This is a genomic window from Allorhizobium sp. NPDC080224 (assembly GCF_050281005.1).
In the GTDB taxonomy this organism is placed as follows: Bacteria; Pseudomonadota; Alphaproteobacteria; order Rhizobiales; family Rhizobiaceae; genus Allorhizobium.
Map to the genome: position 1 here is coordinate 1,852,773 of NZ_JBNNWJ010000001.1, position 16,422 is coordinate 1,869,194.

16 protein-coding genes and 2 riboswitches are annotated in these 16,422 nt (G+C 62.6%); of the genes, 13 read left to right on the top strand and 3 right to left on the bottom strand.

Annotation, left to right across the window (positions count from 1 at the left end):
• Positions 1-9: 9 nt before the first annotated feature.
• Positions 10-1,149: a glycine cleavage system aminomethyltransferase GcvT gene (gene gcvT, locus ACQKP1_RS09300; protein WP_427275024.1), complete on the bottom strand. Its 1,140-nt coding sequence runs from the start codon at positions 1,147-1,149 to the stop codon at positions 10-12.
• 149 nt (positions 1,150-1,298) lie between these two features.
• Positions 1,299-1,386, bottom strand: a riboswitch (glycine riboswitch).
• Positions 1,387-1,572: 186 nt separating this feature from the next.
• On the opposite strand from gcvT, the gene ACQKP1_RS09305 reads away from it, so the two are divergent.
• Both ACQKP1_RS09305 and ACQKP1_RS09310 read left to right on the top strand, forming a co-directional pair.
• On the top strand, positions 1,573-1,944 hold the full coding sequence (locus ACQKP1_RS09305) for a hypothetical protein (protein ID WP_427275025.1): 372 nt from the start codon (positions 1,573-1,575) through the stop codon (positions 1,942-1,944).
• A gap of 72 nt (positions 1,945-2,016) precedes the next feature.
• Entirely contained in the window at positions 2,017-3,087 is a 1,071-nt protein-coding gene (locus tag ACQKP1_RS09310) for a DUF1775 domain-containing protein (protein ID WP_427275026.1), read from the top strand.
• Positions 3,088-3,168: 81 nt separating this feature from the next.
• Here the strand turns inward: ACQKP1_RS09310 and ACQKP1_RS09315 are convergent, their stop codons facing one another.
• Positions 3,169-3,444: a hypothetical protein gene (locus ACQKP1_RS09315; RefSeq protein WP_006728531.1), complete on the bottom strand. Its 276-nt coding sequence runs from the start codon at positions 3,442-3,444 to the stop codon at positions 3,169-3,171.
• 196 nt (positions 3,445-3,640) lie between these two features.
• Here ACQKP1_RS09315 and ACQKP1_RS09320 point away from each other — a divergent pair, with 196 nt between their 5' ends.
• From ACQKP1_RS09320 to cobO, 11 genes are all read left to right on the top strand, one after another.
• Positions 3,641-4,177, top strand: coding sequence for a flavodoxin domain-containing protein (locus ACQKP1_RS09320; RefSeq protein ID WP_203015709.1), 537 nt, complete (start codon positions 3,641-3,643; stop codon positions 4,175-4,177).
• Positions 4,178-4,237: 60 nt separating this feature from the next.
• Complete coding sequence (gene crcB / locus ACQKP1_RS09325) at positions 4,238-4,615, top strand: fluoride efflux transporter CrcB (RefSeq protein WP_203015711.1); 378 nt, start codon at positions 4,238-4,240, stop codon at positions 4,613-4,615.
• Positions 4,616-4,709: 94 nt separating this feature from the next.
• Positions 4,710-5,699 carry an RluA family pseudouridine synthase gene (locus ACQKP1_RS09330; protein ID WP_203015713.1) on the top strand — a complete coding sequence of 330 codons (990 nt, stop codon included), beginning with the start codon at positions 4,710-4,712 and terminating at the stop codon, positions 5,697-5,699.
• Entirely contained in the window at positions 5,696-6,349 is a 654-nt protein-coding gene (locus ACQKP1_RS09335) for an HAD-IA family hydrolase (protein WP_427275027.1), read from the top strand. Before ACQKP1_RS09330 ends, ACQKP1_RS09335 begins: the two co-directional genes overlap by 4 nt.
• Before the next feature lie 9 nt (positions 6,350-6,358).
• Positions 6,359-7,165, top strand: a complete 807-nt coding sequence (locus tag ACQKP1_RS09340) for an ATP12 family chaperone protein (RefSeq protein ID WP_427275028.1) — start codon at positions 6,359-6,361, stop codon at positions 7,163-7,165.
• A 63-nt stretch (positions 7,166-7,228) separates the two neighbouring features.
• Positions 7,229-8,047 carry a hypothetical protein gene (locus ACQKP1_RS09345; RefSeq protein WP_427275029.1) on the top strand — a complete coding sequence of 273 codons (819 nt, stop codon included), beginning with the start codon at positions 7,229-7,231 and terminating at the stop codon, positions 8,045-8,047.
• 66 nt (positions 8,048-8,113) lie between these two features.
• Positions 8,114-8,487: riboswitch (cobalamin riboswitch) on the top strand.
• A 185-nt stretch (positions 8,488-8,672) separates the two neighbouring features.
• The gene (gene cobU / locus ACQKP1_RS09350; RefSeq protein ID WP_427275030.1) at positions 8,673-9,203 is read left to right on the top strand and encodes a bifunctional adenosylcobinamide kinase/adenosylcobinamide-phosphate guanylyltransferase; all 531 of its coding nucleotides are present in this window, start codon (positions 8,673-8,675) and stop codon (positions 9,201-9,203) included.
• Positions 9,204-9,206: 3 nt separating this feature from the next.
• Positions 9,207-10,283, top strand: coding sequence for a cobalamin biosynthesis protein CobW (gene cobW / locus ACQKP1_RS09355; protein WP_427275031.1), 1,077 nt, complete (start codon positions 9,207-9,209; stop codon positions 10,281-10,283).
• 3 nt (positions 10,284-10,286) lie between these two features.
• A complete protein-coding gene (cobN, locus tag ACQKP1_RS09360; RefSeq protein WP_427275032.1) occupies positions 10,287-14,330 on the top strand; it encodes a cobaltochelatase subunit CobN in 4,044 nt (1,347 codons plus the stop codon).
• A 19-nt stretch (positions 14,331-14,349) separates the two neighbouring features.
• Positions 14,350-14,745 carry a GFA family protein gene (locus ACQKP1_RS09365; protein ID WP_427276429.1) on the top strand — a complete coding sequence of 132 codons (396 nt, stop codon included), beginning with the start codon at positions 14,350-14,352 and terminating at the stop codon, positions 14,743-14,745.
• Between the two features lie 79 nt (positions 14,746-14,824).
• Positions 14,825-15,457: a cob(I)yrinic acid a,c-diamide adenosyltransferase gene (gene cobO, locus ACQKP1_RS09370; RefSeq protein WP_427275033.1), complete on the top strand. Its 633-nt coding sequence runs from the start codon at positions 14,825-14,827 to the stop codon at positions 15,455-15,457.
• Between the two features lie 3 nt (positions 15,458-15,460).
• On the opposite strand, the gene ACQKP1_RS09375 is transcribed toward cobO, so the two are convergent.
• On the bottom strand, positions 15,461-16,246 hold the full coding sequence (locus ACQKP1_RS09375; RefSeq protein WP_427275034.1) for a TSUP family transporter: 786 nt from the start codon (positions 16,244-16,246) through the stop codon (positions 15,461-15,463).
• Positions 16,247-16,422 lie beyond the last annotated feature (176 nt).

Here is a 16,422-nt window from a genome sequence, read left to right on the forward strand (position 1 = left end):
GTTTTTTTGTCAGCGTTTATAGGTAGGGGTAACGAAAGGGAGCGCGGTGACGGTAAGCGGCATCAGCTTGCCACGCACCTCCGCAAAAACCTGAGTGCCAGGGGCGGCCATGGCGGTCGGCACGTAACCCATGGCAATAGGGCTCTCGACGCTCGGGCCGAAGCCGCCTGAGGAGACATGGCCGATCTCGGTCTTGCCTTCGGCATCTGTAAAGAGTTTGGCGGGCGGACGGACCGGGGCCTTGCCCTCGGGCTTCAACCCGACACGACGGCGGGAGACGCCGTTTTCGAGTTCGCCGAGGATGCGGCTCGCACCGGGAAAGCCGCCCTCGCGAGCGCCGCCTGAGCGGCGGACCTTCTGGATGCCCCACTCGATCGAGGCTTCGACCGGCGACGTCGTTGTGTCGATGTCGTTGCCATAGAGGCAGAGGCCGGCTTCGAGGCGCAGCGAATCACGGGCGCCAAGCCCGATTGGTTGACAGTCCGGCTGGTCGAGCAGCGTCTTTGCAAGGTCTGTGGCGCGATCGGCTGGCACCGAGATCTCGAAGCCGTCCTCACCGGAATAGCCGGTGCGAGAGACGAGGGCAGGGATGTCGCCGAGGTCGAGCGCGCGAACATCCATGAACTTCATGGCGGTGACATCGGCATTGAGCGTCGCGAGCACACCTTCTGCCTTCGGTCCCTGCAGGGCAAGCAGCGCGCGGTCATCATGCACGAGAACTTCTACGCCAGCAGGCAGCTTCGCCCGCATATGGGCAATGTCGGCATCCTTGCAGCCGGCATTGACCACGACCAGCAGGCGCTCGCCGAGACGGGAAATCATCAGGTCATCAAGGATCCCGCCATTCTCGTCCGTGAAGAAGCCGTAGCGCTGGCGCCCGTCCTTGAGGCCGAGGATGTCGACGGGAACGAGGGTTTCGAGCGCCTTGGCCGCGACATCATAGATGCCAGAGGCTGCGACGAGCTCGACCTGTCCCATGTGCGAGACATCGAATAGGCCGGCGGCCGCGCGGGTGTGAAGATGCTCTTTCAGCACGCCCGCAGGGTATTGCACCGGCATGTCGTAGCCGGCAAAGGGAACCATCTTGGCGCCGAGCGACACGTGGAAATCGTAAAGGGGGGTGCGTTTCAGTTGGGTCTGATTGTCCAAGACGTCGCCTCCGGGTTTGAGCGCTCGCGCGCTTGCTCAAGTCTGGGCACGGTTATGCCGCTTCATGAGCCCCCTCTGTCCTTGTGCCTGAGATTGTTATCCCTTCGGCGCGGCCCGCTTTGGAAACGGGCCTCTCTCCAGAGTGCAGTCGACGCCTTGTGGTCCTTTTGCCTGAGAGTTTCCGGGGCGGTTGCTCCTTCGGCTCCGGATCAAACCGGTATCTCCCAACAAGGTCATCAAGGCATTATCTGGCAGTATGGCGGCTTGGCAAGAGGCTGCGTCGCTCCCGAACAAATAATTGTCGCTCGGGACCCGTGTTTGCGCAGGCGCAAACATCTTGGCGTTCGCTCCGCAGGCGCGGCATCACGCCACTTGGCTTGTCCCCGGCATCGCGATAAAGGATTTGGCGAAACGGGGGCAACGATGAAACCGAAGGTCAGGCCAGTGACGATCCTATTGCGCATCTTCTGCGCGATCGTCTTCCTGTCTGTCGGTTTCGGCCACCGGGCACCCGCCGCGCTTGCCAACGACATTCAGTCGGTCGCCTACGTGCTGCCCGACGGCTCTTTTGCCGATCTCTGCATCGCCGATATTGGCCAGAAGCATGCGCGCCCTGCCGCGGATTGCGAGGCCTGCCGTCTCGCCGGCGCGATTCTGCTACCGGAGCCTTCCGACCAGTCCTGGCTGCTTAGCCGGTTCACAAGTCTGGGCGAGATTGCACCTATTGCAACAACCGTGCGCTCCGGCCATCTCCTCGATCGTCCGCGCCTACGCGGGCCGCCGCTCTCCGTCTGATCGTCCCTATTCAATCGACGAAAACTGACGACTGCCGACGGCCAAGAAGGACCGCGGCAAGGAGAGACACCCATGAAGACCAATCTCATTCTCGCGACCACAATCGCCACGCTCGCATCGACCACCGCTGTGTTTGCCCATGCAACATTCGCCAACCAGCCCGCCAAGGTCGGCTCCTATGTCGCAGCCACGCTGCAGGTGCCGCATGGCTGCGACGGCAAGGCAACCAACGAGGTCCAAGTCAAGTTGCCGGAAGGCTTCATCTCCGCGAAACCAATGCCGAAAGCCGGCTGGGATGTTGAGGTCATCAACGGCGATTACCAGAACAGCTACGACAACCACGGCAAGGCAGTGACAACAGGCCCGGTCGAAATCCGCTTCAAGAACGGTGACCTGCCGGACAATTTCTACGACACTTTTGTCGTCTACGGTAAGGTCGCCGCCGGCGATCCGGCAACGGGCTTGGCCTTCCCGACGGTTCAGCTCTGCGGCGCTGACGCCAAGGTTGCCTGGGATCAGATCGCAGCACCCGGCCAGGATCCGCATGACCTCGACGGTCCGGCGCCTGTTCTGAAGCTCGTGGCCGCTGAAGGCGACGGACATGGTCATGGTGCACACAGTGCACATGACGTCCATGGCGGACACGGAGCACCCGCAGAGCAGGCTGCTGCGGATGGCCACGGCGCGCACGGCGCCCATGGTGACCATGCCGGTCACGGCGATCACATGGCGGCAACCGATCCCGGCGGGTTTGAGACGGTGACCGCAGGCGATCTGGAACTGACCGCCGGCTTCACACGGGCGATGCTGCCCGGCCAGCCCGTCGGCGGTGGTTTCATCACCATCGTCAATAAGGGCAGTGCTGACGACAAGCTCGTTTCCGCCACCTCAGCCCAGGCAGGCGAGGTCCAGCTGCACGAGATGGCGATGGAAGGCGAGGTGATGAAAATGCGTCAGCTCAACGACGGTATCGCAATCCCGGCCGGCCAGACGGTTGAGTTGAAGCCTGGTGGTCTGCATCTGATGTTCTACAAGGTCTCCGAGCCGTTCCAGGAAGGTGCGACCGTCAACGTCACGCTGACCTTCGAGAAGGCCGGTGCCGTGGACGTTGTGCTTCCGGTCGGCCCGGCCCGGGGCAAGTGACCTGACCTCCGAGCTTTAGAAACACGAAACCGCGGCCGTCACCGGTCGCGGTTTTTCATTGCCTGCAGATGTTGTCGATGATCAGGCGACCGAGCTTTTGTAGGCCTCGATCGTTTCCTTCAGTGTCGCCTGCTCGAATTGCTGTTGCGATGAGGTCAGGAAGTAGAGGGCGAGCGCCGGAGGCTGCACGACGTTGACGAGCGCCCGGAGCCGCAGATCTTCGCTCTGTGCTGCCTGCTGTGCCAGCATTCTCGTATGCTCTTCCACGTAGGACGCACGGGAGGCGCGTTGCGGCGGCTTCACCGGTTCCATCGCGTAGGCCGCGGTATGCGCAGAGACTGTGACAACCTGTGTCATGGGCGTTTCCCAGATATTACATAACGACATTAGCATAAACCACGGTTATCTATGCATCTTTAAGTCGAATGAGTGGTTTTGAATAAAAGTGTAATGGTTGCGTCGGCGTCTGAGGATGTCCCGCTTTGCGCCAGATCAAGGCATCATCCATGTCCTTGCAGCACTCTGAGTGCGTCATCAGGGAAGGACCAGAACCATGATTATTCTAGTCGGCTACGCGTCGATTGAGGGGCAGACACGCAAGATCGCGGAAGCGGTCGCGTCGGCGGTCGAGGCCGAAGGCGACCGGGCGCTTCTGTTCGACATAAGCTCCGGCGGCGAATACGCGGTTGGCCATCCGGAAGCGGCTATCCTTTGCGCACCGATTCACGCGGCGCGCTATCCGGCAGCCTTCACCGCCTTTGCCAAGCAGGAGGCGGTCTGGCTGAACAGTGTGCCAACGGCCCTCATCTCTCTTTCGCTGCTGATCCGCAGTGAATTCGAGGAAGAACGTGAGGAGGCCGCGCATTATCCCGACACACTTCTTGAGACCAGCGGCTGGAAGCCCGGCATGATCCATCACGCTGCCGGAGCACTCCGATATACCGAATATGACTTCTTCAAGCGCTGGATCATCCGGCGCATGGCAGAGCATGAAAACGCTCCGACGGATGTCAGTCGCGACCACGAATTCACCGACTGGAAGGCGCTGTCGGCTTTCGTGGCGGAGTTTCTGGCGTCGGCCAAGGCTTGACGCGGCGGCCCGAACCGGCTTGAACGGCGCGCGCAAGAGCCGTTAAAGCCGGAGGCATCCATGTTCCACATCCTGCTCGTCGCGATCGGCGGTGCAACCGGATCGGTAGCCCGCTATCTCACCGGGATTGCCATGACCCGCTGGCTGGGGATGGGCTTCCCCTGGGGCACGATCACCGTCAACATCGTCGGCTCGTTCATCATCGGTCTGTTGACCGAACTGCTGGCGCGTAGGTTCTCCGCCCCTATGGAGATGCAGTTGCTGCTGGTGGTCGGCTTCCTTGGAGGGTTCACCACATTCTCCTCCTTTTCACTCGATACAATGGCGCTCTTCGAACGTGGCGAAAGTCATCTGGCCCTGGCCTATGTCGGAGCGAGCCTTGTCCTGTCCCTCTCGGCCGCTTTCGGTGGTCTCGCCCTCGGCCGCAGCCTGTTCTGACGCCCGAGCCTGCATTTCCGCTTTCCCTTTCCGCCCGAAATCTACTAAAGGCACGGGATAAGTGGGTGGAGAACCCGAGCGAGAAAGTATCCTGATGGCAGGCATCGAACATATCACCGTGGAAGCCGACGAGGCTGGCATGCGGCTCGACCGCTGGTTCAAGATCCATTACCCGGGTCTGGGCTTCGGCGCGTTGCAGAAGCTTCTGCGCTCGGGCCAGGTCCGTGTCGACGGCGGTCGCGTGAAGACAGACGCCCGCGTTCAGCCCGGTCAGGTTGTGCGCGTTCCCCCCATGGATGTCGACGCCAAGAAGACCGGCCCGATCGCCAGCCACGATCTGAAGCACGGCGACGACCACGAACTCCTGTCGCGCATGCTGCTGCATGAAGACGAGAAGGTCTTCGTACTCAACAAGCCCGCCGGCCTTGCCGTGCAGGGCGGTTCTGGTCTCAATCGCCACATCGACAAGATGCTGGAAGCCTGGACGAGCCGGAAGGGCGAAAAGCCGCGCCTGGTGCATCGCCTCGACCGCGACACCTCCGGCGTGCTCGTCGTTGCCCGTACGCGCGGCGCCGCCCAGAAGCTGACGGCAGCGTTTCGCGAGCGCGACACCAAGAAGATCTACTGGTCGCTGGTGAAGGGCGTCCCGCGCAAGCACGAGGACAAGATCTCGACCTGGCTCACCAAAGACCAGACCGACGAAGGCGACCGCATGCGAGTCTGCAGGCACGGCGAGGAAGGGGCGGACCACGCCATCACCTACTACCGTGTCATCGATACGGCAGCCCAGAACCTCGCCTGGCTGGAAATGGAGCCCTATACGGGCCGCACGCACCAGCTGCGCGTCCATGCGCTGCATATCGGGCATCCGATCATCGGCGATCCCAAATACTTCATTGACGACCACAACTGGGATTTCCCCGGCGGCGTCCAGAAGCGGCTGCATCTGCATGCCCGCTACATCGACCTGCCGCATCCGAATGGCGGTCGCCTGAAGGTTACGGCACCGCTGCCGCCGCACATGGTCCAGACCTGGAACCTGCTCGGTCTCGACCAGCGCGATGGTGACAGGGACGGCGAATGAAGCTTGTTCTCTTCGATTGCGACGGCACGCTGGTCGACAGCGCCTGCCTGATCCATGAAGTCATGCGCCACACCTTCACCGCCTTCGGCAAGCCGGAGCCCGCTTTGGAGACGACCAAGTCGATTATCGGCCTGACGCTCGACATCGCGATCGCCCGCATGGACGGCAAGCCGCATGCCGATGACGAAGCGGTCGCCATGGCGGCCCACTACAAGGCGATCTTTGCCGATGTCCGCCGTGACTCCGGTTTCGGCGAAACCATGTTCGATGGCATCCGCCAAGTCCTGGACGCGCTGATCGCCCGCGAGGATATCTGGCTCGGCGCCGTCACCGGCAAGTCGCGCCGCGGGCTCGAAACCATCCTTGAAGGTCATGGCCTCAAGCCCCATTTCCTCTTCTGCCGGACAGCAGACGACTGCCCGTCCAAGCCGCATCCGGCCATGGTAACGGAATGCTGTGACGAGGCAGGCATAGCGCCGCGTGAGACCATCGTCATCGGCGACGCGATCTACGACATGCAGATGGCGAAGGCCGCCGGTGCCACCGCGATCGGTGTCGCCTGGGGGTATGCCAAGGCCGACGATCTCTGGAAAGCGGGTGCCGATGCCGTGGTCGAGCGTCCGGCCGACCTTCTGGCCTATATCCACTAGGAGCTCTTGATGCGCGACGAACTCAGCCAGGACATTTTCGGGACCTTCATTCCGGAGCCCAGCCATGAGGATCCGGTGCGCCGGGCGCAGATCCAGATGAAGCGGCCGCTGCCGAAGCGCTTTTATGAGAGCGTCGGGATCGAGACCCGCGACGACGGCTTCTCCATTACGCTGGACGGAAAGTCGGTGAAGACGCCGGCGAAGAACCTCCTGACGCTGCCCACCCGTGAGGCAGCAGAACTTGTGGTCGCCGAATGGGCGGGGCAGGGCGAGTTCATCGATCCCGCGACCATGCCGATCACCAAACTCGCGAATACCGCCATCGACGCCGTTTCGAACAGTCTGGACGAAGTGTTCGACGAGATCGTCCGTTTCGCAGGCACTGATCTTCTCTGCTACCGCGCCGACGGCCCGAGAGAACTGATCGACCGCCAGTCGGCTCGCTGGGACCCACTGCTTGGCTGGATCTCGACCGCGCACGGCGCCCGCTTCATCCTCGTCGAGGGCGTGATGCATCAGGAGCAACCGAAGGAAGCCATTGCTGCTTACGCGCGCGCTCTCGAGCGTTACCGCGATCCTTTCCAGATCTCCTGCCTCAACGTGGTAACCACGCTGACGGGCTCGGCTGTGCTGACCCTTGCCTTTGCCGAGGGCGCCTTCGATCTGGACGAAGTCTGGTCGCTTGCCCATCTCGACGAGGACTGGACCATCGAGCATTGGGGTTCTGATGCCGAAGCCGAAGCGCGTCGTGAGGCCCGTTACGGCGAGTTCGCATCGGCAGCGTCACTCTTCGCGACCCTTCAGGCGGCAAGTTAACTCTACACTAACCATAAATGGCGAATTCTCGGGCAGGTTCAGAATCACCTGTCCGGGGTCGTCATGTTCGCTTGCAGCCTTCGCATTGCCGTCGCCATGGGCTTCGCCCTGCTGCTCGCATCCTGCTCTGTCTTCTTCGGGCGCAGCATTGACCGTCCATTGGTCTACTACGTCCGCAACGTGACGGTCATAGCCGATGCGCGCATCCCGCTCGACCTCATCGAAAGCGTCGATCGCCGTGTCTCCGCTGCGATTGCAGCAACGCGTCCTCCTGCGGGTGCCGAGCGCGTCGTCCTGCTGGTCAAGATCGATCGCCTGGGATTTGGCGAGGGCGCCCGTCGGCGTCTCGCCCAGGCGAAGTTCACGGTAACAGCGACATCGGTCGAAACCGGGCAACCGGTCGCCCAGGGCGTATTCACCGTCAACAGCCCAACGGACGACCCGCGTTGGGCGCGTCAGGCGCTGGCGGAAGAGATCGCAGCCCGGATCCGCTTTGCCTTCTCCCTGACCACGCCGCGTGTCCGCAAGCCCCTGCCGCAGCGAACCATTTCCACGCGGCTCGCTTCGGAACCGCCGCCGATAATTGTGCCGAACGCTCGGGCGGCATCGCCACGCGCTGCCTCGGTTGCGCCCCAGATCCCGTCACCGACACCTTCCGTTGTGGCTGTGCCGGAGACGGCTGTTCCTCCGCCACCGCGTGAAATGGCGGCACCACCCGTGGCCGAGGTGCAGCCGCCGCAGCCCGCAGCCCCCGCACAACCTGCGCGTCGCGCCGCCGACATCGGCAAGGGTACGCCGGTCGAACAGGGAGCCGTGGGTACCATTCGCCTGCGGCCGGATTGCGACCCAGCCGTCACGCCGGACTGCTCCGCAAGCCCTTGATCGACCCTCGTGCGCAATGACGCAGCTCTCCGCCGCAGCTGTGATTGACTCGGCTTCGACCTCGGCCTAATCCTCGTGCTGGATGGTTTCCGAACGGCAGAGATGTTGTCCGGAGAGCAAAAGGGAATGCGAAGGCGTGGACCCCAACCGGGCACGCCGAACGCAGCCGACCCCGCGACTGTATTGCAGCGAGGGTTCTCCATCCGCTCTGCCGTTTCAAGTGGCAACAGGTCGCAGGGTGCGGCCGGCCGCTGAAAAACGGCAGGACGGAAAAGCCACTGGGGTGGCAACACGATCAGCCGGGGCAGGACGCCTCTTATTCTACGAATCGTCCGCTCTTTCGTGTTGCTAGCTAACCCTGGGAAGGCGAGGAGAACCCGACGGTCCTTTAAAGACCACGACCTGCGAGCCAGGAGACCTGCCATCCACGGGCATGGTGCCCACACTGGGGAGGTCTCCCCGTTGCCAGCACGGAGGTTGTCGTGGCGACACATTGTTTCGACGGGTCCTTGCGGTCCCGTGGATGTCCGTCCGTATCTGCGGGCAGGGCATCTCCTGATATTTCGTGCATGTTTGATGCATGCGCAGCAGGGCATCTGCGCGCGGTTGGGGGCCATGGCACTCCATGACCGCATCCCAATCCCGATCCATCCTGGTTCTCGGTGGCGCACGCTCGGGCAAGTCACGCTTTGCCGAGGGATTAGCGCGCGATACGCGCTTCGACAGGTTTTACCTCGCCACTGGCCGTGCCTGGGACGACGAGATGCGCGCCCGCATCGAGAGCCACAAGGCCGACCGAGCCAATGACGGCTGGACGACGCATGAGGAGCCGCTGGATCTCGTCGGGGTACTGAAGACGCTCGACAAGCCCGAGCGGGTGATCCTCGTCGACTGCCTGACGCTCTGGGTCACCAATCTGATGATGGAGGAAGGCCGTGACGTCGACGCAGACAGCGCGGCACTCGCCGCCAGTCTTGGGGAACTCAAGGCCACCATCATCTTCGTCTCCAATGAAGTCGGCCTCGGCATCGTGCCCGAAAACAAGATGGCCCGCGCCTTCCGCGACCATACCGGCCGTCTCCATCAAGCCATCGCCGCAGAGGCGGCTGAAGTCTATTTTATCGCGGCGGGCTTGCCGTTGAAAATGAAGGGTTGAACCATGTTGCAGCAAAAGATCCCCGCCACCGTCATCACCGGCTTCCTCGGGGCCGGCAAGACCACCATCATCCGCAACATGCTGATGAATGCCGGCGGCAAGAAGATTGCGCTGATCATCAACGAATTCGGCGATCTCGGCGTGGATGGCGACGTGCTGAAGGGTTGCGGCGCTGACAATTGCACCGAAGACGACATCATCGAACTCACCAATGGCTGCATCTGCTGCACGGTTGCCGACGACTTCGTGCCGACCATGCAGAAGCTCCTCGACCGCGACGTGAAGCCCGACCATATCGTCATCGAAACCTCTGGCCTCGCGCTGCCGCAGCCGCTGGTCGCTGCCTTCAACTGGCCGGATATCCGGACCCGCGTCACCGTTGATGGCGTCGTCACCGTGGTCGACAGCGCTGCCGTGGCGGCAGGCCGTTTTGCCGACGACCATGACGCAGTCGCCGCCCAGCGCGCCGAGGACGACAATCTCGACCACGAAAGCCCGATCGAGGAACTGTTCGAGGACCAGCTGACCTGCGCCGACCTGATCGTCCTCAACAAGACAGATCTGCTGAATGCCGCCGGCATCGCCGCCGTACGCGCCGAGGTGACTGGCCGCACCAGCCGCAAGCCCTCGATGATCGAGGCGAAGAACGGCGAAGTGCCCTCGCTCGTGCTGCTCGGCATTGGCGCCAGCACCGAAGACGACATCGAGAACCGGAAGTCGCATCACGAGCTGGAGCACGAGGCGCTGCATGCCTCGGGCGAAGACCACGATCATCATCACGATCACGACGAATTTGAAAGCTTCGTCCTGAAGCTTGGTGCGATCAAAGACGCGTCCGATTTCATCGATCGCCTGAAGCCTGTGATCGAGAAACACGACATCCTGCGCCTCAAAGGTTTCATCGACGTGCCGGGCAAGCCGATGCGCCTCGTCATCCAGGCCGTCGGCACCCGCATCGAAACCTATTTCGACCGCCCCTGGACATCGGCTGAAAAGCGCGAAACGCGCATCGTCGTCATCGGCCTGCATGAATGGGACTTCGGTTCTGTGGTCGAGGACGTTCAGGCGGCGGCTGGCTGATCCATGCATCTCCTGCTTGCCCAGAAGGGATCGATCAGCGACGGCGACGAGGCGATCGATCTCGGCCAGACGCCAGGGGACGTGCTGTTCCTCTCGGCGGCCGATACGGAGCTTGCGGCCATTGCTGCAGCGGTGGCGGCGAGGGGCGGAGAGGTGCTTCGCTGGCGGCTTGCCAGCCTGATGACGCTCAAGCACCCCATGTCGGTCGATACCTATATCGAACGCACGGCACGCCATGCGCGGCTGATCGTGGTCAGGGCGCTGGGCGGGGCGAGCTACTTTCACTATGCGCTGGAGGCCTTGCACGCCTCAGCCCGCCGCAACGGCGCTGTTATCGTCGTGCTGCCGGGAGACGACAAGCCGGATGAAGGGCTTTCGCCTTTCCAGGCCTGTCGGGATGACGATCGCCAAGCACTGTGGACCTATCTCACCGAAGGCGGGGCGGGCAATGCCTCGGCGTTTGTATCCTATGCCGAGGCCATTCTCGATGGCACCGACAGGCCTGAACCGGCGCGCCCGCTGCTGAAGGCCGGCATCTGGTGGCCGGACAGGGGCGTGATCGGGGTTGAGGAGTGGGAGAGGCTGGCGTTTGCGGCGCCCCCCTCTGGCCTGCCGGCCATCTCCCCCACAAAGGGGGAGAGCGGCGAGACGCAGGCGTTGGTTCTGCCTTCTCCCCGTTCACGGGGAGAAGGTGCCCAAAGGGCGGATGAGGGGCAAATCTCAGCGCAAGCCCAGCCGCTCACCCTGACCCTCTCCCCGCAGGCGGGGAGAGGGAATGTAACCCCACTCTGCTTCTACCGCGCCCTCGTCCAGAGCGGCGAAACGGCGCCCGTCGAAGCCATGGTCGACGCGCTGAAAGACCAGGGCCTGATTCCCCTGCCGGTCTTCGTGTCGAGCCTCAAGGACCAGGTCTCCGTCGATACCCTGCGCGCCATCTTTGCCCGCTTCTCGCCATCGGTTGTCATCAACACCACCGGTTTTGCCGTCTCGACCCCGGGCGCGGAAAAGCCGTCGACCGTACTCGACGAGACGGGCGCCGTCGTGCTGCAGGCGATCTTCTCATCTTCGCCGCGTACCACCTGGGAGAATGCGAGCCAGGGCTTGAGCGCCCGCGATCTGGCAATGAGCGTCGCTTTGCCGGAGGTCGATGGGCGAGTGCTGACCCGTGCCGTCTCCTTCAAGTCGAAGGCGCGCTTCGACGAGCGCGTGGAAGCCAATCTCGTCAGCCACGAGCCCGACCCAGGCCGTATGAAATTCGTGGCGCAACTCGCCGCAAACTGGGCGAAGCTCCACGTAACCGAACCCGCCGATCGCCGCGTGGCGCTGATCATGGCGAACTACCCGAACCGCGATGGCCGCCTCGGCAATGGCGTCGGACTGGACACCCCCGCCGGCACGATTGAGGTGATGCGTGCCATGCGTGACGCCGGTTACGACGTCGCCGATCTGCCCGCCAATGGCGATGCGCTGATGCAGGCCCTGATGGCAGGTCCGACCAATGCGGCGAATGACGGTCGGGTCATTCGCGAATGCCTTTCCGTCAGTGATTACATAAAGTTCTTCAAAGGTCTTCCCAAAGAAGTTCAAGATCGCGTCACTTTCCGCTGGGGTGCACCAGAAGCCGATCCCTTCCATCTCGACGGTGCCTTCGCACTGCCGCTGATGCGCTTCGGCAAGCTGATAATCGGCATCCAGCCGGCCCGTGGCTACAACATCGATCCCAAGGAAACCTATCACTCCCCGGATCTCGTGCCGCCGCATGGCTACCTCGCCTTCTACGCCTTCCTGCGGCGGGAATTCGGCGCTCAAGCCGTCATCCATATGGGCAAACACGGCAATCTCGAATGGCTGCCCGGTAAGGCGCTTGCGCTGTCGGAAACCTGTTTCCCCGAAGTCGTCCTCGGGCCGCTCCCGCATCTCTATCCCTTCATCGTCAACGATCCCGGCGAGGGCACGCAAGCCAAGCGCCGCACCGCCGCTGTCATCATCGACCACCTGACGCCACCTCTGACGCGGGCCGAAAGCTACGGACCGCTGAAGGACCTGGAGGCACTGGTTGATGAATATTACGAGGCCTCGGGCGGCGATCCGCGTCGTTTGAATTTGCTCAAGAAGCAGATCCTCGAGCTGATCGCCGATATCGGCCTCGACCAGGATGCCGGCATCGCCAAGGGTGAGACGGAGGATCAGGCGCTGGAAAAGCTCGACGCCTATCTCTGCGACCTCAAGGAGATGCAGATCCGTGACGGGCTGCACATCTTCGGGCTTGCGCCCGAGGGGCGGTTGCTGACCGATCTCGTTGTCGCGCTGGCCCGGGTGCCACGCGGCCAGGGCGAGGGCGGTGATGCAAGCCTGCAGCGAGCAATCGCTAGGGACGTTTTGGGGCACAGCCCCTCATCCGGCCTGCCGGCCACCTTCTCCCCGTTGAACGGGGAGAAGGGCGACACCGCCGACGGCGTGCCCCCTTCTCCCCGCTTGCGGGAAGAAGGTGCCCGAAGGGCGGATGAGGGGCGCATCTTTGATCCCCTCGACTGCGTAATGTCGGATCTCTGGACCGGTCCGAGGCCCAAAATCTTCGCCGATCTCACCGACGCTCCCTGGCGCACCCACGGCGACACGGTTGAGCGTATCGAACTCCTCGCCGCCAAGCTCGTTTCTAGTGATATCGCCTGCCCGGATGACTGGCCGCGCACCCGCGCCGTGCTCGCTGAGATCGAAACTCGCCTCAAGCCTGCCGTCGTCAATTCCGGCCCCGCCGAGATCAATGGCCTGCTCAAGGGATTAGCCGGCCGTTTCGTGCCCCCCGGCCCCTCTGGCGCCCCGACGCGCGGGCGGCCGGACGTGCTGCCGACGGGCCGCAATTTCTACTCCGTCGACAGCCGCGCCGTACCGACACCGGCGGCTTACGAACTTGGTGAGAAATCCGCCGAGCTCTTGATCCAGCGTTATGTGCAGGACCATGGCGAATGGCCTGTTTCATTCGGCATCACTGCCTGGGGCACGTCGAACATGCGCACCGGCGGCGATGATATCGCCCAGGCCCTGGCGCTGATCGGCGTCAAGCCGCTCTGGGACATGGCCTCGCGCCGCGTCACCGGCTTTGAGGTGATCCCGATGGCAATCCTCGGACGCCCGCGAGTCGACGTGACTCTGCGCATCTCCGGCTTCTTTCGTGACGCCTTCCCAGAGCAAATCGCACTTTTCGACAAGGCGGTGCGTACCGTCGCGGCTCTCGACGAGGACGAAGGTGACAATCCGATTGCGGCCCGTGTGCAAGCCGATACCGGCAAACTGGTCGCCCAAGGGCTCGATGAAAAACAGGCCACCCGTCGCGCCGGTTACCGCGTCTTCGGCTCCAAGCCCGGCGCTTATGGCGCGGGCCTGCAGGCACTCATCGACGAAAAGGGTTGGACCGACCGCGCAGATCTCGCCGAGAGCTATCTCGTTTGGGGTGGCTATGCCTATGGAGCAGGCGAGGAGGGCAAGGCGGAACGCGGGCTGTTCGAGGAGCGGCTGCGCTCGGTACAGGCCGTGGTGCAGAACCAGGACAACCGCGAACACGACCTGCTCGACAGCGACGATTACTACCAGTTCGAAGGCGGCATGACGGCGGCGATCGAACATGTCGCGGGTGTCAGGCCCAAGGTCTACCACAACGACCATTCGCGGCCGGAAAAGCCTGTCATCCGCAGCCTTGAGGAAGAGATCGGCCGTGTCGTGCGCGCCCGTGTCATCAATCCCAAGTGGATCGAGGGTGTCATGCGCCACGGCTACAAGGGGGCCTTCGAGATCACCGCGACGGTCGATTACATGTTCGCCTTTGCCGCAACGACGGGCGCCGTCCGCGACCATCATTTCGAAGCCGTCTACCAGGCCTTCATCCTCGATGACCGCGTGCGCGACTTCATGGCCGAGAAAAATGCTCCGGCGCAAAGGGAGCTCGCCGATCGGCTAATCGAGGCAATCGAGCGCGGCTTGTGGACGCCGAAGAGCAACTCAGCCAAGTTCACCTTGAGCGAACTTGCCGAGGGAGAGTTGCATGTCTGACGTTCAACAGAGTGACACGATGGCCTTGCGGGGGCATTGCCTGTGCCGAGGTGTGCGCTTCTGTACCTCTGGACCCGTCCGCAGCTCTGGTCATTGCCATTGCGAGAGCTGCCGCAGGGCTGCCTCTTCGCCTGTAACGACCTTCTTCACCGTTCCGCGCGACAGCGCGCGCCTCGAAGGAGACAGTCTGCACTTTTACGCCTCATCCCCGGGTGTGCGGCGCGGCTTCTGCAGCAATTGCGGGTCGCCCATGTCGTTCGAGACTGAGCGACGGCCTGATGATATCGATTTCTATGTCGCGAGCCTTGATGATGGGCTTTCCGTAGCGATCCGCGAGCACTGGCACTGGGACGAGCGCGTCGACTGGCTCAACATAGTGGACGACTTGCCAAAGGGGCAAGGTGGCGTCTCTTGAAGGAGGGGCGCGGTCACCGTTGTGGTAAACCGCAACCCATCTGGTTCGCAAAAGAATTCAATAGTTCCGGGAGTACGACATGACTGAGGAAACGATTGCCACCGGCGAGACCGATCTCGCCCGCCATGCGGAAAAGATGGCCAAGAAGAAGGCCGCCCGTGACAAGATCATGGCGACCAAGACCGGCGAAAAGGGCCTGATCATCGTTCATACCGGCAAGGGCAAGGGCAAGTCATCCGCCGCCTTCGGCATGATCTTCCGCCACATCGCACACGGCAAGAAATGCGCCGTGGTCCAATTCATCAAGGGGGCGATGTCGACGGGCGAGCGCGACCTGATCCTGAAGCATTTCTCGGATCTCTGCGAGTTCCACACCATGGGCGAAGGCTTCACCTGGGAGACCCAGGACAAGGCACGTGACATTGCGATGGCCAAGGCCGCCTGGGAGAAGGCCAAGGAATTGATCCGCGATCCCGCCAATTCCATGGTGCTGCTCGATGAGGTGAACATCGCCATCCGCTACGACTACATCGATTTGGCTGATGTGCTGGAATTCCTCGCGACAGAGAAACCGCCGATGACCCATGTCGTCTTGACCGGTCGCAACGCCAAGGACGAGCTGATTGAACTTGCCGATCTCGTGACGGAGATGGAACTGGTGAAGCACCCCTTCCGCTCGGGCATCAAGGCTCAGATCGGCGTGGAGTACTGAACCTCAGACCCCGAGCCAAACCCGGATCGGGTTGGTCGGGTCGGCCAACAGCCGGATGGCGAGTGCCACGCAGGTGACGACCAGCAGCGGTTTGATGATCTTGGCGCCCTTGCGCATGGCGAAGCGTGAGCCGGTCTGGGCGCCGAGGAACTGGCCGACGCCCATCAGGAGGCCGACTTTCCAGAGCACCACGCCGCTGGCGACAAAAATCAGGAAGGCGCCGAGATTCGAGCCGAGGTTCAGAAGCTTCGTATGCGCCGTTGCCTTCAGCATGCCGAAACCGGCAAGCGAAACGAAGGCGAGCATGAAGAACGAGCCGGTGCCGGGGCCGAAGACGCCGTCATAGAGGCCGATCAGCGGCACAAGCGTCACGCCGAAGACGAAGGGCGTCATGCGCTGATGGCGGTCTTCGTCGGAAATGTTCGGCTTCAGCGCAAAATAGAGCGCGATGGCAACCAGCAGGAAGGGCATGAGCACACGCAGCACGTCGCCTGGCACCACCGTTGCAATCAGGGCACCGATGGCACCACCGATCACCGCCATGACAGCCATCGGCAGTTGCTTCCTCAGATCCACATGGCCTTTGCGGGCATAGGCAAGCGTTGCCGACCCTGCGCCGAACATCGACTGCAGCTTATTGGTGCCCAGCGTTTCCAGCGGCGGAATGCCGGCAATCAGCATCGCGGGAATGGTAATCAGCCCGCCGCCACCCGCGATCGAATCGATGAAGCCGGCGATGAAGGCGGCAATGAACAGCAGCAGCAAAGCTTGGAAAGCGAGATCGGCCACGGGGAGACTCGTGAAGGGTGAGGGAAGGTGGCGCCGTTGTGGACCAAACGCCTCGGCTGCGCAACCTTGCAAGGCCGTGTCGTGCAGGTCGCACAAGGGACATTCTGTGAACTGCCGTTTCCGTCACACAAAGCGCCGCAATCCGGTTTGACCGTTTGATAAGGCTTCGATAAAGC

What these genes read in the sequence shown, in the direction of transcription:
- ACQKP1_RS09305 (WP_427275025.1), top strand. Translation starts at nt 1,573, where the DNA reads ATGAAACCGAAGGTCAGGCCAGTGACGATCCTATTGCGCATCTTCTGC.
- ACQKP1_RS09310 (WP_427275026.1), top strand. Translation starts at nt 2,017, where the DNA reads ATGAAGACCAATCTCATTCTCGCGACCACAATCGCCACGCTCGCATCG.
- ACQKP1_RS09315 (WP_006728531.1), bottom strand. Translation starts at nt 3,444, where the DNA reads ATGACACAGGTTGTCACAGTCTCTGCGCATACCGCGGCCTACGCGATG.
- ACQKP1_RS09320 (WP_203015709.1), top strand. Translation starts at nt 3,641, where the DNA reads ATGATTATTCTAGTCGGCTACGCGTCGATTGAGGGGCAGACACGCAAG.
- crcB (WP_203015711.1), top strand. Translation starts at nt 4,238, where the DNA reads ATGTTCCACATCCTGCTCGTCGCGATCGGCGGTGCAACCGGATCGGTA.
- ACQKP1_RS09330 (WP_203015713.1), top strand. Translation starts at nt 4,710, where the DNA reads ATGGCAGGCATCGAACATATCACCGTGGAAGCCGACGAGGCTGGCATG.
- ACQKP1_RS09335 (WP_427275027.1), top strand. Translation starts at nt 5,696, where the DNA reads ATGAAGCTTGTTCTCTTCGATTGCGACGGCACGCTGGTCGACAGCGCC.
- ACQKP1_RS09340 (WP_427275028.1), top strand. Translation starts at nt 6,359, where the DNA reads ATGCGCGACGAACTCAGCCAGGACATTTTCGGGACCTTCATTCCGGAG.
- ACQKP1_RS09345 (WP_427275029.1), top strand. Translation starts at nt 7,229, where the DNA reads ATGTTCGCTTGCAGCCTTCGCATTGCCGTCGCCATGGGCTTCGCCCTG.
- cobU (WP_427275030.1), top strand. Translation starts at nt 8,673, where the DNA reads ATGACCGCATCCCAATCCCGATCCATCCTGGTTCTCGGTGGCGCACGC.
- cobW (WP_427275031.1), top strand. Translation starts at nt 9,207, where the DNA reads ATGTTGCAGCAAAAGATCCCCGCCACCGTCATCACCGGCTTCCTCGGG.
- cobN (WP_427275032.1), top strand. Translation starts at nt 10,287, where the DNA reads ATGCATCTCCTGCTTGCCCAGAAGGGATCGATCAGCGACGGCGACGAG.
- ACQKP1_RS09365 (WP_427276429.1), top strand. Translation starts at nt 14,350, where the DNA reads ATGGCCTTGCGGGGGCATTGCCTGTGCCGAGGTGTGCGCTTCTGTACC.
- cobO (WP_427275033.1), top strand. Translation starts at nt 14,825, where the DNA reads ATGACTGAGGAAACGATTGCCACCGGCGAGACCGATCTCGCCCGCCAT.